Annotated in this window: 30 protein-coding genes and 1 pseudogene; 12 read left to right on the top strand and 19 right to left on the bottom strand. The window is 68.5% G+C overall.

Annotated features, from left to right (window positions below; all coding sequences use genetic code 11):
- Window positions 1-39: 39 nt before the first annotated feature.
- The 7 genes from PQV94_RS10100 to PQV94_RS10130 all read right to left on the bottom strand — a co-directional run bounded on the left by PQV94_RS10100 (window position 40) and on the right by PQV94_RS10130 (window position 4,593).
- Window positions 40-1,122, bottom strand: coding sequence for a hypothetical protein (locus tag PQV94_RS10100; RefSeq protein WP_274285719.1), 1,083 nt, complete (start codon window positions 1,120-1,122; stop codon window positions 40-42).
- 24 nt (window positions 1,123-1,146) lie between these two features.
- Window positions 1,147-1,512, bottom strand: coding sequence for a cupin domain-containing protein (locus PQV94_RS10105; RefSeq protein WP_274285720.1), 366 nt, complete (start codon window positions 1,510-1,512; stop codon window positions 1,147-1,149).
- A complete protein-coding gene (locus PQV94_RS10110; protein WP_337994355.1) occupies window positions 1,509-1,964 on the bottom strand; it encodes a GNAT family N-acetyltransferase in 456 nt (151 codons plus the stop codon). Before PQV94_RS10110 ends, PQV94_RS10105 begins: the two co-directional genes overlap by 4 nt.
- 3 nt (window positions 1,965-1,967) lie before the next feature.
- Window positions 1,968-2,411 carry a DUF6389 family protein gene (locus tag PQV94_RS10115; protein WP_274285721.1) on the bottom strand — a complete coding sequence of 148 codons (444 nt, stop codon included), beginning with the start codon at window positions 2,409-2,411 and terminating at the stop codon, window positions 1,968-1,970.
- Window positions 2,408-3,643, bottom strand: a complete 1,236-nt coding sequence (locus PQV94_RS10120; protein ID WP_274285722.1) for an FAD-dependent oxidoreductase — start codon at window positions 3,641-3,643, stop codon at window positions 2,408-2,410. Before PQV94_RS10120 ends, PQV94_RS10115 begins: the two co-directional genes overlap by 4 nt.
- A 38-nt stretch (window positions 3,644-3,681) precedes the next feature.
- A complete protein-coding gene (locus PQV94_RS10125; protein ID WP_274285723.1) occupies window positions 3,682-4,071 on the bottom strand; it encodes a DUF2510 domain-containing protein in 390 nt (129 codons plus the stop codon).
- 105 nt (window positions 4,072-4,176) lie between these two features.
- Window positions 4,177-4,593 carry a hypothetical protein gene (locus PQV94_RS10130; RefSeq protein ID WP_274285724.1) on the bottom strand — a complete coding sequence of 139 codons (417 nt, stop codon included), beginning with the start codon at window positions 4,591-4,593 and terminating at the stop codon, window positions 4,177-4,179.
- A gap of 73 nt (window positions 4,594-4,666) precedes the next feature.
- Here PQV94_RS10130 and PQV94_RS10135 point away from each other — a divergent pair, with 73 nt between their 5' ends.
- Window positions 4,667-5,221, top strand: coding sequence for a GrpB family protein (locus PQV94_RS10135; protein ID WP_274285725.1), 555 nt, complete (start codon window positions 4,667-4,669; stop codon window positions 5,219-5,221).
- Between the two features lie 15 nt (window positions 5,222-5,236).
- On the opposite strand, the gene PQV94_RS10140 is transcribed toward PQV94_RS10135, so the two are convergent.
- Entirely contained in the window at window positions 5,237-5,668 is a 432-nt protein-coding gene (locus PQV94_RS10140; RefSeq protein ID WP_274285726.1) for a hypothetical protein, read from the bottom strand.
- Window positions 5,669-5,859: 191 nt separating this feature from the next.
- Here PQV94_RS10140 and PQV94_RS10145 point away from each other — a divergent pair, with 191 nt between their 5' ends.
- Entirely contained in the window at window positions 5,860-6,024 is a 165-nt protein-coding gene (locus tag PQV94_RS10145) for a hypothetical protein (protein WP_274285727.1), read from the top strand.
- A 9-nt stretch (window positions 6,025-6,033) separates the two neighbouring features.
- On the opposite strand, the gene PQV94_RS10150 is transcribed toward PQV94_RS10145, so the two are convergent.
- Window positions 6,034-7,125 carry a fatty acid desaturase family protein gene (locus tag PQV94_RS10150; protein ID WP_274285728.1) on the bottom strand — a complete coding sequence of 364 codons (1,092 nt, stop codon included), beginning with the start codon at window positions 7,123-7,125 and terminating at the stop codon, window positions 6,034-6,036.
- Window positions 7,126-7,146: 21 nt separating this feature from the next.
- Window positions 7,147-7,668 carry a hypothetical protein gene (locus tag PQV94_RS10155; protein ID WP_274285729.1) on the bottom strand — a complete coding sequence of 174 codons (522 nt, stop codon included), beginning with the start codon at window positions 7,666-7,668 and terminating at the stop codon, window positions 7,147-7,149.
- 90 nt (window positions 7,669-7,758) lie between these two features.
- Between PQV94_RS10155 and PQV94_RS10160 the strand changes: the two genes are divergently transcribed.
- From PQV94_RS10160 to PQV94_RS10180, 5 genes and pseudogenes are all read left to right on the top strand, one after another.
- On the top strand, window positions 7,759-8,361 hold the full coding sequence (locus PQV94_RS10160; RefSeq protein ID WP_274285730.1) for a response regulator: 603 nt from the start codon (window positions 7,759-7,761) through the stop codon (window positions 8,359-8,361).
- Window positions 8,252-8,602 (top strand): annotated as a pseudogene (locus tag PQV94_RS10165) (carboxylesterase family protein); the annotation flags it as partial. The gene PQV94_RS10160 and the pseudogene PQV94_RS10165, both read left to right, overlap by 110 nt.
- A complete protein-coding gene (locus PQV94_RS10170) occupies window positions 8,599-9,174 on the top strand; it encodes a carboxylesterase family protein (protein ID WP_274285731.1) in 576 nt (191 codons plus the stop codon). The pseudogene PQV94_RS10165 and the gene PQV94_RS10170, both read left to right, overlap by 4 nt.
- 83 nt (window positions 9,175-9,257) lie before the next feature.
- On the top strand, window positions 9,258-10,067 hold the full coding sequence (locus PQV94_RS10175; protein ID WP_274285732.1) for an isocitrate lyase/PEP mutase family protein: 810 nt from the start codon (window positions 9,258-9,260) through the stop codon (window positions 10,065-10,067).
- 127 nt (window positions 10,068-10,194) lie between these two features.
- Entirely contained in the window at window positions 10,195-10,527 is a 333-nt protein-coding gene (locus tag PQV94_RS10180) for a hypothetical protein (protein WP_274285733.1), read from the top strand.
- Window positions 10,528-10,567: 40 nt separating this feature from the next.
- On the opposite strand, the gene PQV94_RS10185 is transcribed toward PQV94_RS10180, so the two are convergent.
- The 3 genes from PQV94_RS10185 to PQV94_RS10195 form a co-directional block, all read right to left on the bottom strand.
- The gene (locus PQV94_RS10185) at window positions 10,568-10,984 is read right to left on the bottom strand and encodes a hypothetical protein (RefSeq protein WP_274285734.1); all 417 of its coding nucleotides are present in this window, start codon (window positions 10,982-10,984) and stop codon (window positions 10,568-10,570) included.
- Window positions 10,985-11,036: 52 nt separating this feature from the next.
- Window positions 11,037-11,603: a hypothetical protein gene (locus tag PQV94_RS10190; RefSeq protein WP_274285735.1), complete on the bottom strand. Its 567-nt coding sequence runs from the start codon at window positions 11,601-11,603 to the stop codon at window positions 11,037-11,039.
- Window positions 11,604-11,754: 151 nt separating this feature from the next.
- On the bottom strand, window positions 11,755-12,336 hold the full coding sequence (locus PQV94_RS10195) for a DUF6928 family protein (protein WP_274285736.1): 582 nt from the start codon (window positions 12,334-12,336) through the stop codon (window positions 11,755-11,757).
- A 64-nt stretch (window positions 12,337-12,400) separates the two neighbouring features.
- Here PQV94_RS10195 and PQV94_RS10200 point away from each other — a divergent pair, with 64 nt between their 5' ends.
- Window positions 12,401-12,757 (top strand): hypothetical protein, encoded by a 357-nt coding sequence (locus PQV94_RS10200; protein ID WP_274285737.1) that lies wholly within the window; start codon window positions 12,401-12,403, stop codon window positions 12,755-12,757.
- A gap of 1 nt (window position 12,758) precedes the next feature.
- Here the strand turns inward: PQV94_RS10200 and PQV94_RS10205 are convergent, their stop codons facing one another.
- From PQV94_RS10205 to ychF, 4 genes are all read right to left on the bottom strand, one after another.
- Window positions 12,759-13,637 carry an AraC family transcriptional regulator gene (locus PQV94_RS10205; protein ID WP_274285738.1) on the bottom strand — a complete coding sequence of 293 codons (879 nt, stop codon included), beginning with the start codon at window positions 13,635-13,637 and terminating at the stop codon, window positions 12,759-12,761.
- Between the two features lie 131 nt (window positions 13,638-13,768).
- Window positions 13,769-14,311 (bottom strand): hypothetical protein, encoded by a 543-nt coding sequence (locus PQV94_RS10210; RefSeq protein ID WP_274285739.1) that lies wholly within the window; start codon window positions 14,309-14,311, stop codon window positions 13,769-13,771.
- Window positions 14,312-14,391: 80 nt separating this feature from the next.
- A complete protein-coding gene (locus PQV94_RS10215) occupies window positions 14,392-15,549 on the bottom strand; it encodes a GTP pyrophosphokinase (protein ID WP_274285740.1) in 1,158 nt (385 codons plus the stop codon).
- A gap of 74 nt (window positions 15,550-15,623) precedes the next feature.
- Window positions 15,624-16,697, bottom strand: coding sequence for a redox-regulated ATPase YchF (gene ychF, locus PQV94_RS10220; RefSeq protein WP_274285741.1), 1,074 nt, complete (start codon window positions 16,695-16,697; stop codon window positions 15,624-15,626).
- A gap of 295 nt (window positions 16,698-16,992) precedes the next feature.
- Between ychF and PQV94_RS10225 the strand changes: the two genes are divergently transcribed.
- The 3 genes from PQV94_RS10225 to PQV94_RS10235 all read left to right on the top strand — a co-directional run bounded on the left by PQV94_RS10225 (window position 16,993) and on the right by PQV94_RS10235 (window position 19,943).
- Window positions 16,993-17,580, top strand: a complete 588-nt coding sequence (locus PQV94_RS10225; RefSeq protein ID WP_274285742.1) for an exonuclease domain-containing protein — start codon at window positions 16,993-16,995, stop codon at window positions 17,578-17,580.
- A 35-nt stretch (window positions 17,581-17,615) separates the two neighbouring features.
- Entirely contained in the window at window positions 17,616-18,908 is a 1,293-nt protein-coding gene (locus tag PQV94_RS10230) for a DNA recombination protein RmuC (RefSeq protein WP_274285743.1), read from the top strand.
- A 63-nt stretch (window positions 18,909-18,971) separates the two neighbouring features.
- Window positions 18,972-19,943, top strand: coding sequence for an NAD-dependent epimerase/dehydratase family protein (locus PQV94_RS10235; protein ID WP_274285744.1), 972 nt, complete (start codon window positions 18,972-18,974; stop codon window positions 19,941-19,943).
- 1 nt (window position 19,944) lies between these two features.
- Here PQV94_RS10235 and PQV94_RS10240 read toward each other — a convergent pair whose 3' ends face one another.
- On the bottom strand, window positions 19,945-20,169 hold the full coding sequence (locus PQV94_RS10240) for a UDP-N-acetylmuramyl pentapeptide phosphotransferase (protein ID WP_274285745.1): 225 nt from the start codon (window positions 20,167-20,169) through the stop codon (window positions 19,945-19,947).
- A gap of 305 nt (window positions 20,170-20,474) precedes the next feature.
- Window positions 20,475-21,464, bottom strand: coding sequence for a class II fructose-bisphosphatase (gene glpX, locus PQV94_RS10245; protein WP_274285746.1), 990 nt, complete (start codon window positions 21,462-21,464; stop codon window positions 20,475-20,477).
- 193 nt (window positions 21,465-21,657) lie between these two features.
- On the opposite strand from glpX, the gene fbaA reads away from it, so the two are divergent.
- Window positions 21,658-22,689: a class II fructose-bisphosphate aldolase gene (fbaA, locus tag PQV94_RS10250; RefSeq protein ID WP_274285747.1), complete on the top strand. Its 1,032-nt coding sequence runs from the start codon at window positions 21,658-21,660 to the stop codon at window positions 22,687-22,689.
- Window positions 22,690-22,716: the final 27 nt, after the last annotated feature.

Below are 22,716 nucleotides of genomic sequence, written 5' to 3' on the forward strand. Positions count from 1 at the left end.
AGCCGTGCGATTCGGCGGTCAGGTTCGCTCGAACGCGGTCTAGGACGACCACCCGGCTATCAGATCGTGAATGAGATTGATCAAGCCGAACACGGCGAAGGCGGCACCGAGGACCCACCACCAGTCCTCCTTGACCGACAGCCGGCGCCCCTGCCGCGCGACCCCGCGCGCGTCCTGCGACCCGTTGAGGATATCGCCGGCGGAGTCTGTCGATCGCTGCAGGCGATCATCGCGCCATCGTTCCCACCGCAACACGCGCTCCGAGAGGACGTCCACGCTGGTCAGCAGTCGCTCCCACAGGGCCGGCTCGAGCGTGGCGAGCTTGCCGGGGGCGTAGAGGAACAGGTAGTCGTCGACGAGCTCGACGTCGAAAGCAGCGGCCTCATCGACGAAGACTGCCATCGTGTCGGGCGAGAAGAGATACAGGGCGTCCGTTTCGTATCCCTCCGGGCAGTACAGGGTGAAGAAGCGGTCGAAGTCACCCTCGAGTGACAACCGCTGCTCCTTCGCGAAAGCGATCGGCAGCCTTGGCCGGCCGACCGCGTTGTTGCCGTGCGCGTCGAGCACGATGTGCGGCAACGCGACGGGAAGTCGAATCGCGGCAAACCCCCATCGATACGTGCTCGTGCTCCTGCCCGAGCCTGTCGTGCAGGTGTGATTGCCGATCTCCAGCGCGTACCGCTCGCGTCGCCGGAGGATGTCGGTGACGAACGCCGATGACTGCCCCGGCCGCGTGAAGATCATCCCCGGCAGGGCCGGGGCGGACGCATACGGCTCGTAGGTGAACCCGTTGGCCTCGGCGAAGCCGTTCAGTCGGTACGGACGCACGCCCGACCGACGCGACAACGCGCGAACGAGCAGGACGACCCCGATCACCGGCGGAATCGCGTACGGAAGGAGGATCGCGGTCAGAGCCCAATCCCACTCGTCGTCGGCGAAGAACGATCCGTCGATGAACACCACCCACATCGTGAGCAGTGCCAGCGGGAAGACGATGAGCAGCACGACGCGCGTCAGGACGCCGCCCCATCGCGGACGGACGGTCGCCGGGAGCGAGCGTCGGTAGGCGCGGAGCCGTCGACGGTCGATCCGGGCGGTCAATGGGGCGGTGTCGACGCTCACGCGCGCCATCCTAGGGCGGCCGCCCTACGGCGCGTCGACCGCTCGGCGATCACCTCGCGTCGAGGGTGCGCTCACGACCAGGAAGCGGACATCCGCGGGCCCGGGGTTGGCGAAGCGATGCGGGATGCCGGCCGGAACTTCTACGCCTTCGCCCGCCGAGAACTCGACCACTCCGTCCGCCGTGTGCAGATGGGCGCGGCCTTCGAGGGCGTAGAAGAACTGCCGCGCGGCGTCGTGGACGTGCCACTGCTCCCCCGAGCCCGCGGGCACCCGTTCCTCGATGACCGAGAGCCCGGGGTCGTCGACCAGCCGCCATCCGTCGGATACCTGGCCCCAGATGTAGTGCGCGGCGTTCTCGCGGCTGGTCGGCGTGAGCCCCTCCCCCGTCATGAGGCACCGATGACCATGAGCCGGTCGGGGTCGGGGAACCGTTGGAAGCCCACGCGGGCGTAGAGCTCGTGCGCGTCGAGCGTCGAGAGCATGAGACGTTTCAGACCGAGCGGGCGCGTCGCATCCACCACGGCGGATGCCAGCGCCTTGCCCAGCCCGCGCCCTCGCGCCTCGGGCGCCACGTACACGTCGCACAGCCACCCGAAGGTGACTCCGTCCGTCACGAGGCGGGCGTAACCGACCTGTGCACCCGTCGGGTCATACACGCCGAAGTTGACGGATGCGGCCGACGCGCGCTGCACCACGTCGAAGGAGCGCCCGATCGCCCAGAACGCGTCGGTCGACAGCCACCGGTGGACCCGCTCGAGGTCGAGGCGGTCGCGATCGGTGTCGATCTCGAAGCCATCGGCCAACGGGACGCACACGCGAGGAATGAGGGAGTCCATCGTCATCGCTCAGCTCCGCGCTCGACGCGGTTGCAGCGGGATACTGTCCGTTCCACCCTCGGGCGAAGCGACCTCCCAGCGGATACCTGCGGGGTCCGCAGGGATGAGGGCGGCGAGCCACTCTGCCGCCTGCTCGACGAGCACCGTTTCGAGGCCATCGAACGTCCACTCGTCCGGACGCTCGGGCACATCCGGCTCCCAGCCCGTCTCTCCCCAGATGACGTCGAACACGCCGCGCTCGTGGTCGAAGCGCCGGTTGAGGGCGAAGTCGTCCGGCCCGTCGAAGCGGGCCATGATCGTGAACGGGCCCTCCGCATCCTGCTCGAGGAACACCTCGATCACGATGTCGTGTCGCCCCTCGCTCGCATCGGCCATCCGCTGCAGCACATCGGCCGCTCGCTCTGAAGCCCCTTCGAGCAGGGGACGCAGACGGGAACGGTAGTCGTCACTCACACAGCCAGCGTAGGACGCTCGTCCGGCGCGATGCGCTCGGGCCGGAAGCCGTAGCCGACCAGGCGCGGCAGCAGACGGCGCGCGATCGGAATCGCGATGCGCAGCACGATTCGTTCCCGGCGCGTCGGCGGATTGTGCAGGATGCGGGGCCGCGGGCGTCCGATCGCACGGTGCACGACCTGCTGGAGCCGCTGCATCGCGCGGGTGGGCAGGGCCCTCCGGCGCTGGAGCGCGGCGCACGCCCGATCGATCGCGACCGGGCCGCCGCCGAGTGCAGGGGCGAGCAGTCGCGCGGCGGCGACCGCATCCTGGATCGCGTAGTTGATGCCGACGCCGAACGCCGGCGACATGGCGTGCGCCGCATCGCCGATGAACAGCAAGCCGGGCTGCCACCAGCGCCGCAGGTGGTTGATCTCGACCGAGAGCAGCTTCACGTCGTCGAACGAGGCGACGGCGCCCAGCTCGGACGCGATCGGCGGCGCGGCGCGCGCCACCCGCATCCGGAAGGCGTCGATACCCCGCCCGCGGATCTCGCCGAAGGAGCCCTTGCCGACTACGAGGCCGCACTGGAAGTACCCCGGCCGAGGGATCGTGATGAGCATGCCGTCGCCGGAGAGCCACGCGAGTGTGTCGGGTACGGGCGCCGCGGGCTCGGGGAGACGGAACCACAGGACGTCGATGCCGACACCGGTCACCACGGGCGCCACACCGACGGCTTCGCGCAGAGTCGAGCCGCGCCCGTCGGCGGCGACCACAAGTGCCGCATCGACGCGGAGGGGGCCGGCATCCGTCGCGGCGTGCACGCCGCTCACGCGCGAGCCGGCCCGCACGACACCCGTCACGTCCGCGCCCATCAAGAGCGTGAAGCTCGACTCATGCCGGGCGGCATCGGCGAGGAGGTCGAGCAGATCCCACTGCGGCATGAGCGTCAGGATGCGGTTCGTACCCCGGAGGGTGCGGAAATCGATCGCGTGCAGTCGTACGCCGTTCACCACGGCGTCGAGGGTGTCGAGCGGACGGTGCTCAATGGCGTCGAAGCTCTGACGCAGTCCGAGCGCGTCGATGATGTCGAGCGTCGACGGATGCACGGTGTCGCCGCGGAAGTCGCGGAAGAAGTCCGCGTGCTTCTCGAGCACGACGACCTCGACGCCGGCACGAGCGAGGAGCAGCCCGAGCATGATGCCGCCCGGGCCTCCTCCGGCGATGCAGACCTGGGTGCGGAGGGTGCGCATGCGCACAGTGTCGCGGATGCGGGGGCGTGAGGCCAGGGTCAGGTGAGGCGCTCGAACACCATCGTCGCCTGGATGCGGTCTCCGCCGCCGATCCCCTTACTGCCCGAGGACGCGGTGGTGATCGTATGCAGGCGATAGCCCAGCGCAGCCTGCTTGTTGATCGCCTTCTCGAGTTCTGTGAGGTTTCCTGAGCCCGTGCCCCACAGCTTTTCCTTGAGGATGACTTGCAGGACCACGTAGTCCATGCCGGTAGGCGCAGGGCGAGGCTGGCCCCCAGAGACGGCATCTGCCTGGATGCGGTCGATCATGCCGGCGACTCCCGGCGCGGGCGGCTGTGGGGGCTGCACCGTGTCGGTCCACGCCGACCCGTCCCACCAGCGCTTCGTGCCTGTGCCGTCGTCGTACCAGCCGGCCTGCGTATCCGTCATACTCTCTCCCCGTCGACATCGACCTTCACGCCGATCATGGCGCGACGCTGAGCGCAGGAAGCGGCGCGGCGCGCCGTTGAAATGAACAGGGTTTCGCGGCCAAAGTCAGCCGCCCGCGAGCAGGTGCGCGGTGGGTCGGTAGTCGATCTTCCAGTCGACGTAGACGCCGGCCACGCCGTCGGCGGTGCAGCGCAGACCGACGGATACCCACCGCACCTCACCGTCAGAATCGAGAGCGAAGCCGACGGCGACGCGGAACTCGTCGTTACCGCACGAGCACTCGGCCTGCTGCACCTCGTCGACGTCGTCGAAGTGATCATCCGAGTCGGCGAGCGCCGCCTCCCCCTCGCAGACAGTGCAGATCGTGGCGGCGACGCCGACCTCGTCCTCCAGCACGACGGCGAACGTCTCATTGCCGCACGTGCACACCGAGAACGCAACACTGTCGACCGCGTACCCGCCCGCAGCGAACTCCTCGATGGAGCTCCGCAGCTCGTCGCGCTCCTGCTGCACCGTGCTCATGCGGCGAGACTACCGGCGTGGGCGGGTCAGGAGTCGGCGCCCCACCTGGCCGGCGACACGAGATGATGAAGTCATGCCCGCTCGCCGTCGCCCCGACGTCACATCCCTCGAGCTGGTCGGCGGACCGGAACCGGTGACCGTCGGCATCCACGGCTACGACCCGAGCTGGCCCGTTGCGTTCGCGGAGCATCGCGACCGCATCCGTCTGGCGCTCACGGGGCGGCAGATCCAGATCGCGCACATCGGATCGACGTCCGTGCCGGGCCTCGCGGCGAAGCCGATCATCGACATCCTCGTCACCGTCGACGACATCACCGCGGAAGAGGACTACCTCGACGCGCTGCTCGGGGCAGGTTACGCGCTGCGGGTAAGGGAACCCGGCCACCGCCTGGTGCGCACACCCCAGCGCGATGTTCACGTGCACGTCTACGAGCGGGACGCACGCGCCGTGGACGAGTACCTCCTGCTGCGCGATCGGCTGCGAGAGGACGCGGCCGATCGCGCGCTCTACGAGCGGACGAAACGCGAGCTCATGCAGCGCGACTGGGACGACATGAACGCCTACGCGGACGCGAAGACCGCCGTCATCGACGCGATCAAGGAGCGCGCCCGGGCGGCACGGCGCTAGCCACCGGTACCGTCCTCAGAGAGTGGTCGATGCCGCCGGATCCGTGCGCTCTGCACTGTCGACGAACTGTCGGAGGTTGTCGATCTCTGGAAGGTCGACCCAGAGGCGGATGCCACCGTCCCTGGCGCCCGCGCCGTTGACGACGACGGCACCACCCAGACGGTCGATCAGCGGGCCCACCTCGTGGGCCGCAGCGGCGGGGAGATACCCCACGCCGCGGCCGTTCGAGGTGACGGAGATGCCTCCTTTGTCGCGGCGCGAGCGTTTCGCGCGACGCAGGACGTAGGCGCGGCGCTCATCGCCGTGCCGTTCGCGGTCGTTGACGATGTAGTGCGTCCGTTCCAGGGCCACCGGTCGCGATGGCAGATGCCGGAGGTCGGGCAGATCGGCATGACGGCCGACACGTCCCGTCGTGATGTGCAACAGCTCTTCCCACCATGTCGGCATGTGCGCCCTCTCCTCGGTTCGATATGCCATCACCGAGGCGGAGCACTCCCCCACTGTGTCACGTCCCGCTGGGCGCCCCCTGACCGACCAGCGACGGTGGTCGGCGAGGTCGCGAGCCGACCGGAGCACGATTCTGCGCCGATGTGCCCGATCCGGCCCGCGAACGCCGTAAGGCGCGTACGGTGAGGCACATGTGGACAGTTCTTCTCATCTTGCTCGTCGTATGGGTGGTGCTGTCGGTCGTGGGTTTCGCGTTCGAGGGTCTGCTCTGGCTGGCCGTCATCGGCATCGTGCTCTTCATCGGCACGCTCATCTTCGGCATCATCCGTCAACGCTCGCGCCGCAACCGCAGCTGATACTTCTCGTCAGGCTGACGGAGCGATCTGGCTGCGCTGCTCGACCAGCGGGCAGCTGAACACGTCCCGCTCGCCGAGACCGACGCGGTTGATGTAGCGGACGATGATCGCGTAGGACGCGAACAAGCCGGTCTGCACGTACGGCACGCCGTGCGCGCGGCAGTATTCGGCGATGAGCGGTGCGGCCTTGCGCAGATGCGGTCGCGGCATCGACGGGAACAGATGGTGCTCGATCTGGTAGTTCAGTCCGCCCATGGCCGTGTCGAGCACGCGATTGCCGCGGATGTTGCGGCTCATCATGGCCTGACGGCGCAGGAAGTCGATCGTCGCGTCGCGCGGGACGATCGGCATCCCCTTGTGGTTCGGGGCGAAGGAGACGCCCATGTAGAAGCCGAAGAGCCCGAGCTGCACCCCGAGGAAGACGAACGCCACGCCCGGCGAGAGCACGAGGAACACGAGAAGGGGGAATCCGAGCAGGCGTACCGCGAGGAAGCCGATCTCGACCCATCGCCGGTCGAGTCGCCCTCGCGTCGCGACACGCGCGACGCCGGATGCGTGCAGCGACACCCCTTCGAGGAGCAGGATCGGGAAGAAGAACATGCCCTGATGTGCGCGGAGCCAGGTGACGACGACACCTCGAGGGGCGCGCTTGTCCGGGGCGACAACGATCACCGGCAGCTCGATGTCGGGGTCCGCCCCCAGCTTGTTCGGATTCGCATGGTGGCGAGTGTGCTTGTGCTGCCACCACCCGTAGCTCATGCCGACCAGAAGGTCACCGAGCACCAGACTCACCCAGTCGTTCCATTTGCCGGAGACGAAGATCTGGCGATGCGCCGAGTCATGGCCGAGAAACGCGATCTGCGTGAAGAGCATCGCCAGGAACGCCGCCGTGAACAGTTGCCACCAGGTGTCACCGATCCACACGAACAGCAGAAGGCTGGCGGCCAGCAGCAACGGCAGCCCGATCAGCTTGGTCCAGTAGTACCCGTATCGTCGCCTGAGAAGTCCGCGTTCACGCACCACCTGAGCGAGTGCCGTGAACTCACTCGCGCCGCGAGGAGCGCGGGCGGCTCGGGGCATGGTCGCGCGGAACTCGTTCATGGTCCTCGCCGCTTCCCCTCATCACGAGCGCGGCATGCGCTCGTGACCGCCCTCTCCGTCCCACTCGGACAGCTGCGCCGCATCCGCGTCCGGCTGCCCTGACGCGCGGAAATGCACGGACTCGGCGAGAGCGACCACGGCGGCTGCCCGCGTGTGCTCGTGATCGGCCGCGTCCTTCATGCGCACCTCCGCCGCATCGCGCACGGCACGCACACGCTCGCTGATCTCGGCCAGTCGGTCCATCAGGACGGCGGCGAGTCCGTCACGCAGTTCCTCGAGGTTCGTGTTGGCGATCTCGAGCCGTCGATCCGACACCGCGACCTCCACGGTCGGGTATCCGGCTCTGGTGAGGAAGTCGCGGGTCTCGCCGTCGAGGATCGCCGCCACCTCATCCTTCTGCGGGCGTCGGGTGAACACCGTCTCCACCGTGTAGCGCTCGGGGGCGTCATCGGTCATCAGGGCCGCAGGCAGCGAACCCACGAGCACCGATCCCAGGCCCAGCGTGGCGGCGTCTGCGCCGCCCGTTCGTGTCTGTGTCTCCATAGCCGGACGTTACGCCCGCCACATGTACGCCTCACAGGTTGGGCGAAACGTGGGCGCGCCGCGCGGCCCGGGATCACATATCTTGTGGATGTGACCGGCAGATGGGTGCGACGCGTGCTCGTCGTCGAGGACCAGGCCGCTATGCGGCTGCTCGTCTGCGAGACGCTGAACCAGCACGGGTTCGAGACCCGCGGAGCCGAGAGCGCGGCCGAGGCGACACGTCTGTTCACCGAGTTCGATCCCGACGTGCTCCTCGCCGACATCGACCTCGGTTCCCGCCCGTCCGGCGCCGAACTGGCAGCCGGACTCGTGGCGCTCGCGCCCCACCTCGGAGTCGTCTTCCTGAGCAGCTATCCGCGCGCCGCGGCGGGGGCGACCGCGATGGGCGTGTCGGGAGCGGTGTTCGTCTCCAAGCTCGCCCTCGCCTCCACCGCCGAGCTCGTCGACGCCGTCGAGGCGGTCATGTCGACCCAGTCTCCCGTCGGTCCCGCGAGCCGCGACGGCGAGGACTCGCTGAGCATTCTTCGGCGAGTCCGCCGGCGGCGGGCTCGTGACCACGCTGCTGGCCACACCGTCCGCGCGCGGGCTGTTCCACCGCGCTATCGCCGAGTCCTCCCCCGCATCCAGCGTCCACGGCGCCGAGCGCGCCCGGGCGGTCGCCGCGCGTTTCACCGCAGCACTGCGCATCGATGAGACGCAGCCGGATGCGGCGGAAGCGCTGCGTGCCGCAACGTCGCAGCAGATCGTCGACGCGGGCATGGAGGTCTACGCGCAGGTGCCCGACGCCGACCCCGGCGTGCTCGCCTTCGCACCGGTCATCGACGGCGACCTCCTGCCGGAGGCACCCGCCGTCGTGCTGCGCGAGGGCAGGGGACTTGCCGTCCCGCTGCTCATCGGGACGGCAAGGACGAGGCATCCCTGTTCAAGTTCATGAAGTCGCCGCTGATCCCCATCACCGACGAACGCCTGCGCGACATGTTCGGCGACATGGCCGCGGACAATCCCGCTCTCGAGCTGCCGACGTTCGATGACGTGCGCACCGCGTACGAGCACGCGCGGCAACGCGCGATCGGGCTCGGAATCGCGCGGGACATCGGATTCCGCATGCCGAGCGTGTGGATCGCGGAGGGGCATTCGCAGGTGGCGGATGTCTGGCTGTACCGCTTCGACCACGCGGCCCCGTTCCTCCGCCTGATCGGACTCGGCGCGACGCAGGCCACCGAGCTGCCGTACCTCTGGGGCAACCTGACGAGTGGGCCGAAGGACCCGACGTTCCGCCTCGGCGGCCGCCGGGTGGCCGAGAGCATCTCGGCTCACATGCAGCAGCGGTGGACCGCCTTCGCGCACGGAGAGTCACCGGATGCGGACGGCTCGGCTCCCTGGGAGTCCTACTCGGTCGATCGGGGGCGCAGCACGCTGGTGATCGACCATCAGGATCACCTCGTGCCGGATCTGGACGCGTCACTGCGAGCCGCGTGGGGCGACGAAGTACTGAGCTTCCACTGATCGGGAGGCGTCGGGGGCGGCGTGTCGACGGTGAGGGCCGGAATCCGCCGGACTGCAACGGCTCGATCGCGTTGGCTGAAGGGGTGAACAACGACACCGCGACCGCCGCCTTCCGCGCCCTCTGCCTCGACTCGCCGCATCCGTTCGTCCTCGTCAACGCGTGGGATGCGGCGAGCGCACGGATCATGGAGGCTGCCGGCGCACCTGCGATCGCCACCACCAGCGCCGGGGTGGCGTGGTCACTCGGCCGACCCGACGGCGATGCCCTCACCCGCGCCGAAGCCGCAGGTGCCGTAAGACGCATCGTCGACGCCGTCTCCGTGCCGGTCTCGGCAGATATCGAGGGCGGGTATCCCGATTCGTCACACGGCGTCGCACGCACGGTCGACGCCGTGCTCGACGCGGGCGCGGCCGGGATCAACATCGAGGACGGCACATTGTCACCGACCGAGTTCGCGGCCCGTATCGCCGACGCGCGGCGGACAGCCGATCGTGCGGGCGTGGCACTGTTCATCAATGCCCGGACGGACGTCTTCCTTCGAGGCGGGCGGAGCACGGCCGCTCTCACCGCGGAGGCGATAGAGCGCGGACGACGCTACGTCGAAGCCGGAGCCGACGGCGTCTTCGTTCCGGGCGCAGCGATAACCGAGATCGCTGCTCTCTCGTCCGGTATCCCGGCGCCACTCAACGTCATGGCAGGCCCGGGGTCGCCGACGACGGCGGCGCTCGGGAGACTCGGTGCGGCGCGAGTCAGCCTCGGGTCGAGTGTCGCCCAGGCTGCCTACGCACTGGCGCGCCGCGCCGCGGCAGAGGCGCTGACGGCGGGCACGTTCGACGCTCTCATCGACGGCGAGGACTATGGCCGACTCAACGCGTTGATGCGGCGCGGGTGACGCGCGAATGCTCCCATTCTTTCCACGTGTCACCGGCCGTTGGTCACTTTGTCTGCTCCGCGGGTTACGATCGCGGCAACGGCGCGGTTTTGCAGGTCCGCGCCCATGCAGAACGCGAGGATCCCCCGTGCCCTTCAGAAGCAAAGCGACGCTCGAGACCTGGCTCGAAGAGTTCCACCGCTCACGCGAGGCGGGGGACCTGATCCGTGTCGCAGTGCAGGATGGGTCCGAGGGCGCTGACACCGGTCTCGTGATCGTGCCGCTGCACAACGCGGACATCTCGCTCTACATGGAGCCGATCGAGGTCGGAGACTCGCGGTGGCGCGTCACGATCGAACCTCAGGCCGAGATGACGGTCCTCACGAGCTTCGAGATGCAGCGCCTCGCCGCCGAGCTCTCGGTCGCGGCCGAGCTCTGCGCCTTCCTCGAGGCCAAGTCGGTGGGCCACGAAGAAGGCTGAGCCCCCTCACCGACTGCGCCGCCGTTCGAGTGACCGGCGCTCAGCTCTGCAGCGGCCCGACGTACACGTTGCGCGAGACGGCGACGAAGCCCTCCGGTGAGGCACCGCCGTCGGGGACGACCGTGAATAGGCGCTGGTCGGGCCCCGAGACACCGATCTCCCCGCGTTCTCCTCCGCACACCCCGGCCCACGCTCCGTCGCTCGGATAGGTGAGTACGCAGATCTCCCCAGCCTTGCTTCCGCGCCCCAGCCACACGTCGGTTCCCTCGTGCTCGCCGACCCACCTCATCGAGTCCATATCGAAGTTGGCTCGCGCATCCTCTGTCACCGCGGCCGGCAGCGCCCTCGTGTGGGTGCTTTCCAGATCGGAGTATGCGGCCGTACTCGTACAGCCGGCGAGCGCCAGCGCCGCCGCCGCGACCGCCAGGGGAAGGACGAATCTTCGATGAGGCGTCATGCCCCCACTCTGGCAGTGCCAGGGGGTGCGCTGCCTCATGCGTTCCACCTGGTCACCCGTCGAACTCGTGGATCGGCACGTACTGCGCGCCATCGTCCAGACGGTCCACGAGCACCTCGGGGCACGGCTGCTCCGTGTCGTCCCGGGGCCGGTCCCAGCTCACGAGGCGGTCGTCGAGGAACCGGATGCGGACGGTGAAACACGTGTACACACCGGAAGGACCCGCGTACGGCACGCCGGAGGAACGGTTGACATCTTCACGAGGCAGCGCTGGATCGCGGAGCCCGGACGAAGCGAAGACGTCGAACGCCAGCAGGTTCTCCACCGCATACGTGACGTCTCCGCGCTCCCACCGATAGTTGTGGGTGAGGACGGCCGGCGCGGACGCGTCGAGCGAGTCGGGCGCTGCTCCCCCGGCCCAGTAGGTGCCCTCCTCGAGCACGGCCACCGCATCCGCCCGACTCGCCCCGGCTTCACGAAGGTCGCCGATGCGACCCACGAAGCCGCCCTCCGTGGCATCCATCTGTCGCCAGAGGACGCCGTCGTAGGACTGCGTGCATCCGCTGAGCGCCATAGCGGCGACGCCGAGCACGGCGACCGCGACCACACGACGGATCATGTGTGAAGACTATGCGGCGCACGAGGAGGAGACCGGCACTCACCGTCCGGCTCGCCCCGCCCGCCCGGAGCTCGATCAGGGCATCGTCAGGCGGGACGCAGACAAGACGAAGTGTCGCCGCAGCAGAGCTTTGGCGTCGAGAGTCTGCTGGTTATCGGGACCGGTCCGCTCGGGCGAAAACATGGAGTGCAATGTCCTCCCAGTCAACCGCGTCGGCAACGGTGGGAGCCACGTCGCCCTCCAGACTCAGCGCTGAAGCGAGTGCTGAGTTGCAGAGATCCAGCCACCGAGCATCGCTCACTTCCCCGTCACCGTCGAAGGCAGGGGCGCCTCTGTCACGCCAGACCCCCACCACGGCATTCACAGACAGAGACCGCGTCAGCGCTCCGGACGCCCATCGCCCGTACGCGAACATGTTGTTGTACGACGCAGACGTGAGCAACTGAACGTCGGGCCACTCTTCGAACCTCAGGTAGCGGCGGTGCAGGATTGCCGGGTCGTAGAGGTGAGCGTCCTTTGTCGCGATGAGGACACCGTCACCGAACACTCCAATCGCGTGCATGCCTCGCGGCTGCCAGCATGCGTCGAGAAGCCGCTGAGTCCCGACCTGCTCATATGCTGTCCGCGGATAGAGTCGCCGAATGACCGCGTGGGCCTCTTCGGCGCTGCCGGGCTTCCTGAGGTCGAGATGACCCTCCGTCGTGTAGACGATGAACGCGAAGCTCAAACCCATCGCCGCACCCTACCGCGGCAGAATCAATCAGTGTCGGACTGTCCCACATCGCTACCCTGAGGTTATGGATGTGAGCTGCGACGTCTGCGAGACCGCGCTCGTGCACAACGATGGAACGCCTCCCCACGACATCGCCATCCAGCGCACGAGCGAAGAGCTGCAGCGGCGTGTAAACGAGGGCAGGATGCGATTCATCCACGGTGATGTGCCGCTCGGCGACATGCTCGCGCTCGCGATGTCGGACCTGAAGTTCACGATCATCAGCTACCTGGAGTGCCTGGCGTGCGGGCGAACCTGGTTCTGGGGGCTCTGCATCCGCGGAGCACCGATCTACCGTCCCGTCGATGCGGACGCGCCGTTGCGGGAGCGGTGGGAAGAGGTGCCGCCCCGCGAACGGTGGGCACGCGACGCCGCATCCTGAGCTAGACGGCAGGCTTCATCCGTTCGACCGGGAGCCACAGCTCACAGGTCGCCGTGCGGAAGTCGTCGCTCCGTTCGAGCACCGCGACGATCGACGGGCCCGAGCGCAGCTGCCACGGGTTCGAGGGGAACCACTCGGTCGCGGATGCGGCGTACGCCTCCTGCAGGACCTGCGGATACGGGCCAGAGGTTCGGAACACGACCCAGGTTCCCGCATCCGCCTCGATCACATCGAGATCGGCCGGAGCATCCGCATCGGCGGCGAGCGCGACACCGTGCAGATAGGTCAGCTCGCTCCCCTCCGAGTAGTCGGGGTCGACGTCCGCGCTCACCTGCAGGAGACCGGCGGGCTCGGCGCTGCTGAGCGACGTGAGACGCGCGTGCTCCTCGACGGGCAGCGACGCGATGTGCGCCTGGATGTGCGGATTGACGCCTTCGTGGATCAGCGGCACGCGTGCGGCGTGGCCGGCGAGGCGGAAGGCGGGGCGTTCGATGAGTCGGGCGTCCATGGCGGAGCTCCCTTCGACGGTCAGGCGGAACCTGAGGATGGATTGCGGACGAAGGGGCCCACCGTCGCGACGCACGTCGCCGTGGCTCACGCCGTGCACCGCGCGGAACGCTCTGCCGAAAGCTTCGACGGACCCGTAGCGGAAGCGCACGGCGATCGTGAGCAGATCGTCGCCGTCGATCACGTCGGCGGCTGCCACAGTCATCCGTCGGCGTCGCACGTACTCCGACACGGGCATGCCCGCGAGCGTCGAGAACATCCGACGCAGGTGGTAGCCCGTGACTCCCGCGGATGCGGCGAGCGAATCGACGTCGATCTCGTCGCCCAGTCGGCGTTCGATCTCGTCGACCAGGCGATTGAGCACTTCGATCATCGCGGCTCCCTTCGCGATCCACTCTCGTCGGGCGTGGGCCCGCGCGCCCGATCGTTCCGGACCGATTCTGTCGCCTGGATCTGTGTGGTCGTTGCCCCGGATATTGAGCGAGCCGAAGGCGAGACGAAACGCTACGCGGAGGTGGACCCGCGGAGCGCATCCACGATGACCTGCGGATCGACGTCGATGCTGCCGACGGCGATCGAGCGCTTACGCCGCTTGCCCGCATCCTGCCGAGTGAACTCGATGCGCGCCGCGTGCAGGCCGGACGCGGGGATGAGAGTGGCACTCGTTCCCTCCCGGGGCCATTCCTCGGCGCGGATGCGGGGGGCCAGCACGGAAGGACGCACGACGGCCGGGAAGAGCACGGCCCAGGGAGTGATCGTCACTGCGATCTTCGGCAGGCGTGGCCATCGACGAAGCTGCCGCACACCCAGCGCGCCGATCGCGACGGGAATCGAAACGAGCAGGATGGAGCCGAGGATGAACGGCAGCGGGTTTCCCTCCACGGCGGTCGATGCGGCAATGAGCGGAACCAGCGTGATCAGGCCCCACAGGATGCCCAGAGCCACCATCGCCGCACCCTGCTTGCGCACGAGCCGGCGCAGCGTCTGTTCGACGGCCACTCGGCCAGCCTCGTCGTAGCGCACCACCAGCGTCGCGTCGGGTGTCATCGCCGATCAGCCCCGTCGTCTACGGAGGGGCGATTCCGGAGCTTCTCGAAGGCGAACAAGCGGAACTTCACCGGGCTGGGTCACGGAAGAGCGTCTCCGTCGGACAATTCGACTGGACTCGCCTGACCTTGCCCGGACAGGTCCGACTTCAGCTTCCCTCGGAGACGGTCATAGCGCCATTCCAGTTGACGAGCACGTGCAGATATGGACCCGCAGTCTCTCGTAAGAACGACATACATCTCACCAAAGTAGGCAAGCAGGTCGTCATCCAACCTCCGCACCCTCGTCACGGGAGCAGTCCTATCCATGAGGCCTTCGACCTGAACGCTATCGATAGCAGATAGGGCTTGGTTAAGAGCACCGACGTTCAGCAATCCGCATGCCGTCAGCAACTCCATTCCGAAATCCAGGCCCCGCGGACTCGGGGCGCGATCTCTGGGATACCGCTCACGCAGGAGATCGTCGAGTTCCTTGTGCGAGAGTGTCGGATCGGTGGAATCTGCGGGCAGCGAGTCCACCGAGCGACGATTCTCAGGCTTGACCTCTCCCTCGTTGGACGGGCGAGCAAGGATCCGATCAATGGCCACGAAGGTCTCGTCTAGTGCCCGTCTCGCGTCGGCCGCCGCGCCAAACAGCTGATCGATCGTGCCCCTGTCCTGTTCCCCGATCGCTCGGTAAGGCGCCCCCTTGTATCGCCGGGCATGCTCGAACTCCGCCCAGGCGTGCCCCGCGACAGTGCGCACTTGGATCTCGAGGCCGCCGAACTCATCGAAGTACTGCTCCAACTTGCCGCCCGCCGTAAGCCATTCCCCAGAGAGGTCCTCGTTCTCGTGCGAAACGACCAGATGCTGGCAGTCATAACCCCGCAGGTGCGTAGGTTTGACGTCTCCTGGATTCTTGTCTTCCCCGGGAAGCACATGGAACCTTTGCCGCAACAGGTCACACGTACGATCACGGTCGGTGACCGAGTACGTGATCACGCGCAGCGCGACGATGTCGGTCATCGCAGTTCTCGGGTCGGCGTAACCCTTCGCTTCCTGCTTACGGCGAAAGGATGTGATCGACTTCGCTCGGGCAGTTACATCGTGGGGAGTGATGCCCGACTCCTCAAGAAGCCTCAATACGTATGCCTGCATCTCCACGGCAGCAGCGGGAAGCCAGTCCCATGCGGAAAAGTCAATGGACTCGGCCGCGCTGCCCTCCCGGTTCTCCTGACCGCCACTAGCCTCGCTCCCCATGCGCACGACGATAGCCGGAGGTATACGAATCGCGCACGAGTCAGCCAGCGCGCCTTCCGTCCCGAACGGCTCGCTCAGTTGTTGAAGCGGAACTCCACGACGTCGCCGTCCTGCATGACGTAGTCCTTGCCCTCGAGGCGAGCCTTGCCCTTCGCGCGGGCCTCGACGACCGAGCCCGTCGCGACGAGATCGTCGAACGAGATGACCTCGGCCTTGATGAAGCCCTTCTCGAAGTCGGTGTGGATGACGCCGGCAGCCTGCGGGGCCTTCCAGCCCTTGCCGATCGTCCAGGCGCGCGCTTCCTTCGGACCCGCGGTGAGGTAGGTCTGCAGGCCGAGCGTGTCGAAGCCGATTCGCGCGAGCTGGTCGAGGCCGGATTCGTCCTGACCAGTCGAGGCGAGAAGCTCAGCGGCCTCCTCGGGGTCGAGGTCGATCAGCTCCGACTCGATCTTCGCGTCGAGGAACACCGCCTGCGCGGGCGCGACCAGCGCGGCGAGCTCGGCCTTGCGGTCCGCATCCGTGAGCACGTCCTCATCCACGTTGAAGACGAAGATGAACGGCTTCGCGGTCAGCAGGCCGAGCTCCTTGATGGGAGCCAGGTCGATTCCGGATGCCGACAGCAGCTGTCCGCGCTCGAGCGCGTCCTTCGCGGCCTGCGCCGTCTCGAGCACGACCGGCTCCAGCTTCTTGCCGCGCACTTCCTTCTCGTATCGCGTGATCGCGCGCTCGAGGGTGTCGAGGTCGGCGAGCTGCAGCTCGGCGTTGATGGTTTCCATGTCGTTCTTCGGGTCGACGTTGCCGTCGACGTGCACGACGTCGGAGTCGGCGAATCCGCGCACGACCTGCGCGATCGCGTCTGCCTCGCGGATGTTGGCGAGGAACTTGTTGCCGAGCCCCTCCCCCTCGCTCGCGCCGCGCACGATGCCCGCGATGTCGACGAACGACACGGCGGCCGGCAGGATGCGCTCGCTGCCGAAGATCTCGGCGAGCTTGTCGAGGCGCGCATCGGGCAGGTTGACGACACCCACGTTCGGCTCGATCGTCGCGAACGGGTAGTTCGCCGCGAGCACCTGATTCTTCGTCAGGGCGTTGAACAGGGTGGACTTGCCGACATTCGGCAGCCCGACGATTCCGATGGTAAGAGCCACGGGCATCAAGTCTAGGCGCCCCACGGCTCGGCGCCCGCCGGAGTCTGCCGGGGTGGCCCGCCCGGTCCGCCTCAGTGCGCACCGCACGAGCCAGCCCGCCGCATCCGCCGCTCGGAGAAACGCACGAATTTCGGAGAATGCGGCGCAAAACCTCCGAGGGAACGCCGAATCTCCGACATCCGTACGCCCGAGCAGTCACCGCCCGGCACCCCAGCCCGACCACCACGCGCCCCCGGATGCCCCCACCCCGGCGCGCCTCACCGCGCACCGCACGCATCCGGGTGAGGGTGAGGGCGTGTCACTGGATTTCACCGCGATCGACTTCGAGACGGCGAACTCCTCCAGCGCTTCGGCGTGCGCGGTGGGTCTGGCCCGCGTCCGCGATGGGCGCATCGTCGCGACCGCCGGTTGGCTGATCCGCCCACCCGAGGGTCACGACCGCTTCTTCGAGCTGAACATCGGCATCCACGGCATCCGCCCGGAGCACGTCGTCGACGCGAAGGGCTGGAGCGAGCAGCTCGATGACATCGCCGCCTTCGCCGGTGCGGATGTGCTCGTGGCGCACAACGCCGGATTCGACATGGCCGTGCTGCGGCGCGCGTGCGCCGCGACCGGCGACATCTGCCCGCCCTACCGCTACGCCTGCAGTCTGCAGCTCGCGCGCCGCACTTACGACCTGCCGAGCTACCGGCTGCCGATCGTGGCGGCCGAGGCGGGCTTCGCCGAGTTCCGTCACCATGACGCGACAGCGGATGCGGCTGCCTCCGCCGCCATCATGATCGATGCCGCACGGCGCTGGAACGCGCCCGACATCGATGCCCTCGCTGATGCCTCCCGCATCCGTATCTGCGAGATCGACACGGCGGTCGCCGCAGCCGCCTGACCGGCGATGTCCGGAGCCGGGGGCATGCTGTGCACATGGACCCCGTGATCCTCCTCGTCGCCGCGCTGTGCCTCGCCGCCGGCATCGCCCTCGGCTGGTTCGCCGCGCACTCGCGCGCCTCCGGGCAGCAGGGCGCGCTGTCTGCCCGAGCCGCCGCCGCGGAGTCCGCCGCCGCGGCCGCGCGTGCCGAGCTCGAACGACAGGGCGGACTGTACCGGGAGTTCGTGGAGCGCCAGCGCGCCGAGCAGCGAGAGCGCGACGACCGCGATCGTCGCGAGAACGCGGTGGTGGCGGCCCTCGCGCCGGTGCGCGACACCCTCGCCCAGGTGCGGATCAAGGTCGACGACCTCGAGCGGGAGCGCCACGCCCAGTACGGAGCTCTGGCCGAACAACTCCGCCGCGCGCAGGAGACCGACGACCTGCTGCGCGACACGACGGCATCGCTCTCCTCCGCCCTGCGCTCGACGAGCACCCGCGGCGTGTGGGGCGAGGTGCAACTGCGGCGTGTCGTCGAGGCTGCGGGCCTCACGCGCCACGTCGACTTCGACGTGCAGTCCTCGATCAGCTCGGATGCGGGCTCGGGCCGCCCCGACATGATCGTGCGGCTCCCCGGCGGCAAGGCGATCGCCGTCGACGCCAAGGTGCCGCTCGACGCGTTCATCGAGTCGCAGGCGATCCCCGACACCGCGCAGGGAGAGGATGCGGTGCGCCGCCGCGCGCTCCGCGACAAGCATGTGAAGGCGCTGCGCGCCCACATCGACGCGCTCGCGAAGAAGCAGTACTGGGCAGGGATCGATTCCAGCCCTGAGTTCGTCATCTGCTTCGTGCCGAACGAGGCGCTCCTGGCGACCGCCCTCGACGAAGACCCCGCGCTGCTCGACTATGCGTTCCGCCAGCGTGTCGCGCTCGCCTCCCCCGTGAATCTCTGGGCGGTGCTGCGTACGGTCGCTTACACGTGGACGCAGGAGGCCGTCTCCGACGACGCCCGCGAGCTGTTCACGCTCGGCACGCAGCTCTACGAGCGGCTCGGTGGGCTCACCAAGCACATCGACGACCTGCGGCGCGGCATCGAACGCACGGTCGACGGCTACAACCGGTTCGTCGGTTCGCTCGAGAGCCGCGTCCTGGTGACCGCACGACGCTTTCCCGGTATCGACGAGACCAAGCTGGATGCGGTCGCCGCACCCGCCGCGCTCGAGTCCACGCCGCGCCGGCTCAGCGCCCCGGAGTTCACCGCCGCGCTCGACGAGGTGCGACGGGCCGCATCCGATTCTGCGGTTGAGACCGCATCCGCCGACGAGGCGCAGCTGCCGACATCCCCCTCCTGACACGGGTGTTCGCCCGTCGCGGATACGCCTGCGCGGACGCGCATTCCCGACGACGATGAGGCTATGAAGCTTCTCGTTCTCGGCGGCACGGCGTGGCTCGGGCGCACGACGGCCGCATCCGCGATCGCCGCCGGCCATGACGTGACCTGCGCCGCCCGAGGCACGGACGTTCCGCACGGGGCGCAGCACGTTCGCGTCGACCGCGACATCGCCGACGGCCTCGCGTCCTTGATCGACACCCGGTGGGATGCGGTGATCGACGTCTCGCGTCAGCCGGGGCAGGTGCGGCGCGCCACACGCGGGCTGCGCACCGACCGGTTCGTCTTCGTCTCGACCTGCAACGTCTACGCGAGCCAGGCGGAGATCGGCGCCGACGAGTCGGCGACACTGCTCGACCCTCTCGACGCCGACGTCATGACCGACCCCGAGGACTACGGGCGCGCCAAGGTCGCCTGCGAGGATGCGGTGCGCGAGGCGTTCGGTGCCGATCGCTCGGTCATCGTGCGCCCCGGCCTCATCGGCGGCCCCGGCGACCCGACGGGACGCAGCACCTACTGGCCACGCCGCTTCGCCGCGCCGTCGAACCCAGACGACGTCGTGCTCGCGCCGGACGCACCCGGCTTGCCGACCGCGCTCATCGACGTGCGCGACCTCGCCGCGTGGCTCGTGCGACTCGCGGAGGGCGCGGGATCGGGCGCCTTCAATGCCCAGGGCGAGCCGCATCCGTTCCCTGCGCACCTCGATGCGGCGAGGGCCGCAGCCGGAAAGCGCAGCGAAACGGCGACCGCAGCAGAAGACTGGCTCGCGGCGCAGGGCGTCAACGAGTGGTCAGGGCCGCGGTCGCTACCGCTCTGGCTGCGTGACCAGACCTGGTACGGGATGAACGCGCGGTCGACGCAGCGGGCGGTGGCGGCCGGGCTCGAGCGTCGTCCCCTGGAATCGACCCTCGCCGATGTGCTCAGCGGGGCGGTGGTATCGGGAGCAGGACTCACCGACGACGAAGAACGCGAGCTGCTCGCGCAGCTGACGGCGTAGGTCAGGCGCCGCCGGGAACGAAGCTCAGCAGCAGGAGCACGACGGCGGAGACGCCGACGAACGCGCCGATCGCCCACCACGGGCTCGGCTGGTGACCTTCTTCGCGGCGGACGCGGAAGAGGACATCGGGGCGGCGCGCGGGGTCGGGGTTGTTGACAGCCACGGCGTCGGCGACGACGGCGAGCGCTCCGGTGTGCGGATGCGCGTTCTCCTGGGTTGCGGACATCGTTCGTCCCTTCGTCTCGGTGCAGAGATCGACATCGACGGTGATACGACGTCGTTCATTCTGCCACCTGCATCCGCGAGCGCACCGGAGGCTTGCGCTCCTTGCCGCATCCGGCTCCACGCCCCTCCGTCGCAGCATGTCCCACTTGCTGCACTATTCAGGCCCCAAACCTGCGGGAAGTGGGACATGCACTGCGGGAAGTGGGACATGACCGATCGGCGCAGCGAAGGCACTGGATCGGCGCAGCGAAGGCACCGGTCCGGGACCAGTCCGGCGCGGCAGCGCCGCGGCTCAGCGCTCCGGCGTCAGAGCCACTTGGAGGTCAGGTGCTCGCTCGAGATGCGGCGGAGGGTGCCGGAGGCGCCGCGCAGCACGACACTCTCGGTGTAGATGTGCTCGCCCTCGCGGCGCACACCGGCGACGAGCTGGCCGTCGGTCACGCCGGTGGCGACGAAGATCGTGTTCTTGCCCTTGACGAGATCCTCGGCCTCGTAGACGGTGCCGTCGACCTTGAGCCCCGCGTCGATGCCGCGCTGCTTCTCCTCGTCGTTCCGCGGCGCGAGACGGCCCTGGATGTGGCCGCCGAGCGCCTTGATGGCACAGGCGGTGACGATGCCCTCGGGGCTCCCGCCGATCCCGACGCACATGTCGGTGCGAGCGTTGTGGCGGGCGGCATTGATGCCGCCGGCGACGTCGCCGTCGCTCATGAGACGGGTGCCGGCGCCGGCCTCGCGGATCTCCTCGATGAGCTGGTCGTGGCGCGGGCGGTGCAGCACCGACACGACGATCTCGTCGACGGGCTTGCCGAGGGCCTTCGCCAGCAGACGGATGTTCTCGCCGATGGGCAGCCGGATGTCGACGACGCCCACGCCTGCGGGACCGGTGACGAGCTTGTCCATGTAGAAGACGCTGGATGCGTCGAGCATGGCGCCGTGGTCGGCGACCGCGATGACCGACAGCGCGTTGTTGCGGCCGGCGGCGGTCAGCGAGGTGCCGTCGATCGGGTCGACGGCGATGTCGCACTGCGGGCCGCGCCCCGTGCCGACGTGCTCGCCGTTGAAGAGCATGGGCGCGTTGTCCTTCTCCCCCTCGCCGATCACGATCACGCCGTCGAAGTTGACCGTGGTAAGGAAGGCGCGCATCGCGTCGACCGCGGCGCCGTCGGCCAGCTCCTTCTGACCGCGCCCGATGAAGGGAACGGAGCGGATGGCCGCCGCCTCCGTCGCGCGCACGAGCTCGAGAGCGAGGTTCCGATCGGGATGCAGCGGGCTCATGTCCGCGGTAAGACTCACCATGCGGCCCAGCCTAAGCAGGATCCCGCAGAGCCGACGCGACTTTCGGCTCTGAAGACGCGAAGAATTCGACGTTCTTTCAGCAGGAGGAAATCCACCGCCCCCGCGGCGATATTCCTGGCGCTCCGAGCACGCGGGCGCCCGCATCCCCTTCGATAGAGTGACGGGTAACCACTGCACACAGCAAGGAGCGGACATGCCCGTCGCAACACCCGATCAGTATGCCGAGATGCTCGACCGCGCGAAGGCGGGCGGCTTCGCGTACCCGGCCATCAACGCGGCGAGCTCGCAGTCGATCAACGCGATCCTGCAGGGCCTCACGGAAGCCGGTTCCGACGGCATCATCCAGGTCACCACAGGTGGCGCCGACTACTTCGCCGGCCACACCGTCAAGGGGCGCGCGACCGGCGCTATCGCCTTCGCGAAGTTCGCCACCGAGGTCGCCAAGAACTACCCCATCACGGTCGCCCTCCACACCGACCACTGCCCCAAGCCCGCCCTCGAAGACTTCGTGCTGCCGCTGATCGCCGCATCCGAAGAAGAGGTCAAGGCCGGTCGAGGCCCGCTCTTCCAGTCGCACATGTGGGACGGCTCGGCCGTGCCCCTCGACGAGAACATCGCGATCGCCAAGGAGCTGCTGCCCCGCATCAAGGCGATCAACGCGATCCTCGAGGTCGAGATCGGCGTCGTCGGCGGCGAAGAGGACGGCGTGAAGCACGAGGGCTCGAACGAGGCGCTCTACACGACCACGGCGGATGTGGCCAAGGCCGTCGAGGCCCTCGGCCTCGGCGACGCGGGCCGCTGGATCGCGGCGCTCACCTTCGGCAACGTGCACGGCGTCTACAAGCCCGGCAACGTGAAGCTGCGCCCGGAGCTGCTCGGCGAGATCCAGGAGGGCATCGCCGCGCAGTTCGGCACCGGCCCGAAGCCCCTCGACCTCGTGTTCCACGGCGGCAGCGGCTCGACCCCCGAAGAGATCGCCCTCGCGGTCGCGAACGGCGTCGTGAAGATGAACATCGACACCGACACCCAGTACGCGTTCACGCGCTCGGTCGCCGGCTTCATGTTCTCGAACTACGACGGCGTGCTGAAGGTCGACGGCGAGGTGGGCAACAAGAAGGCCTACGACCCGCGCGCCTGGGGCAAGGTCGCAGAGTCCGCCATGGCCGCTCGCGTCGTCGAGGCGACGCAGCAGCTCGGCTCGGCCGGCAAGTCGCTCGGCGCCTGACCCGACATCCTTAACGCGAATGCCCCG

Source organism: Microbacterium sp. Clip185 (assembly GCF_028743715.1).
GTDB lineage: Bacteria > Actinomycetota > Actinomycetes > Actinomycetales > Microbacteriaceae > Microbacterium.

Coding starts and splice junctions, on each gene's coding strand:
- PQV94_RS10235 (WP_274285744.1), top strand. CDS start 18,972: ATGAAGCTTCTCGTTCTCGGCGGCACGGCGTGGCTCGGGCGCACGACG.
- PQV94_RS10240 (WP_274285745.1), bottom strand. CDS start 20,169: ATGTCCGCAACCCAGGAGAACGCGCATCCGCACACCGGAGCGCTCGCC.
- PQV94_RS10140 (WP_274285726.1), bottom strand. CDS start 5,668: ATGCCGACATGGTGGGAAGAGCTGTTGCACATCACGACGGGACGTGTC.
- PQV94_RS10155 (WP_274285729.1), bottom strand. CDS start 7,668: ATGGAGACACAGACACGAACGGGCGGCGCAGACGCCGCCACGCTGGGC.
- PQV94_RS10120 (WP_274285722.1), bottom strand. CDS start 3,643: ATGCGCACCCTCCGCACCCAGGTCTGCATCGCCGGAGGAGGCCCGGGC.
- PQV94_RS10200 (WP_274285737.1), top strand. CDS start 12,401: ATGGATGTGAGCTGCGACGTCTGCGAGACCGCGCTCGTGCACAACGAT.
- PQV94_RS10150 (WP_274285728.1), bottom strand. CDS start 7,125: ATGAACGAGTTCCGCGCGACCATGCCCCGAGCCGCCCGCGCTCCTCGC.
- PQV94_RS10125 (WP_274285723.1), bottom strand. CDS start 4,071: ATGACGGATACGCAGGCCGGCTGGTACGACGACGGCACAGGCACGAAG.
- PQV94_RS10190 (WP_274285735.1), bottom strand. CDS start 11,603: ATGATCCGTCGTGTGGTCGCGGTCGCCGTGCTCGGCGTCGCCGCTATG.
- PQV94_RS10210 (WP_274285739.1), bottom strand. CDS start 14,311: ATGACACCCGACGCGACGCTGGTGGTGCGCTACGACGAGGCTGGCCGA.
- PQV94_RS10195 (WP_274285736.1), bottom strand. CDS start 12,336: ATGGGTTTGAGCTTCGCGTTCATCGTCTACACGACGGAGGGTCATCTC.
- fbaA (WP_274285747.1), top strand. CDS start 21,658: ATGCCCGTCGCAACACCCGATCAGTATGCCGAGATGCTCGACCGCGCG.
- PQV94_RS10110 (WP_337994355.1), bottom strand. CDS start 1,964: ATGACGATGGACTCCCTCATTCCTCGCGTGTGCGTCCCGTTGGCCGAT.
- PQV94_RS10215 (WP_274285740.1), bottom strand. CDS start 15,549: ATGGGGAGCGAGGCTAGTGGCGGTCAGGAGAACCGGGAGGGCAGCGCG.
- glpX (WP_274285746.1), bottom strand. CDS start 21,464: ATGGTGAGTCTTACCGCGGACATGAGCCCGCTGCATCCCGATCGGAAC.
- PQV94_RS10230 (WP_274285743.1), top strand. CDS start 17,616: ATGGACCCCGTGATCCTCCTCGTCGCCGCGCTGTGCCTCGCCGCCGGC.
- PQV94_RS10145 (WP_274285727.1), top strand. CDS start 5,860: ATGTGGACAGTTCTTCTCATCTTGCTCGTCGTATGGGTGGTGCTGTCG.
- PQV94_RS10135 (WP_274285725.1), top strand. CDS start 4,667: ATGCCCGCTCGCCGTCGCCCCGACGTCACATCCCTCGAGCTGGTCGGC.
- PQV94_RS10170 (WP_274285731.1), top strand. CDS start 8,599: ATGAAGTCGCCGCTGATCCCCATCACCGACGAACGCCTGCGCGACATG.
- PQV94_RS10205 (WP_274285738.1), bottom strand. CDS start 13,637: ATGATCGAAGTGCTCAATCGCCTGGTCGACGAGATCGAACGCCGACTG.
- PQV94_RS10130 (WP_274285724.1), bottom strand. CDS start 4,593: ATGAGCACGGTGCAGCAGGAGCGCGACGAGCTGCGGAGCTCCATCGAG.
- PQV94_RS10105 (WP_274285720.1), bottom strand. CDS start 1,512: ATGACGGGGGAGGGGCTCACGCCGACCAGCCGCGAGAACGCCGCGCAC.
- PQV94_RS10185 (WP_274285734.1), bottom strand. CDS start 10,984: ATGACGCCTCATCGAAGATTCGTCCTTCCCCTGGCGGTCGCGGCGGCG.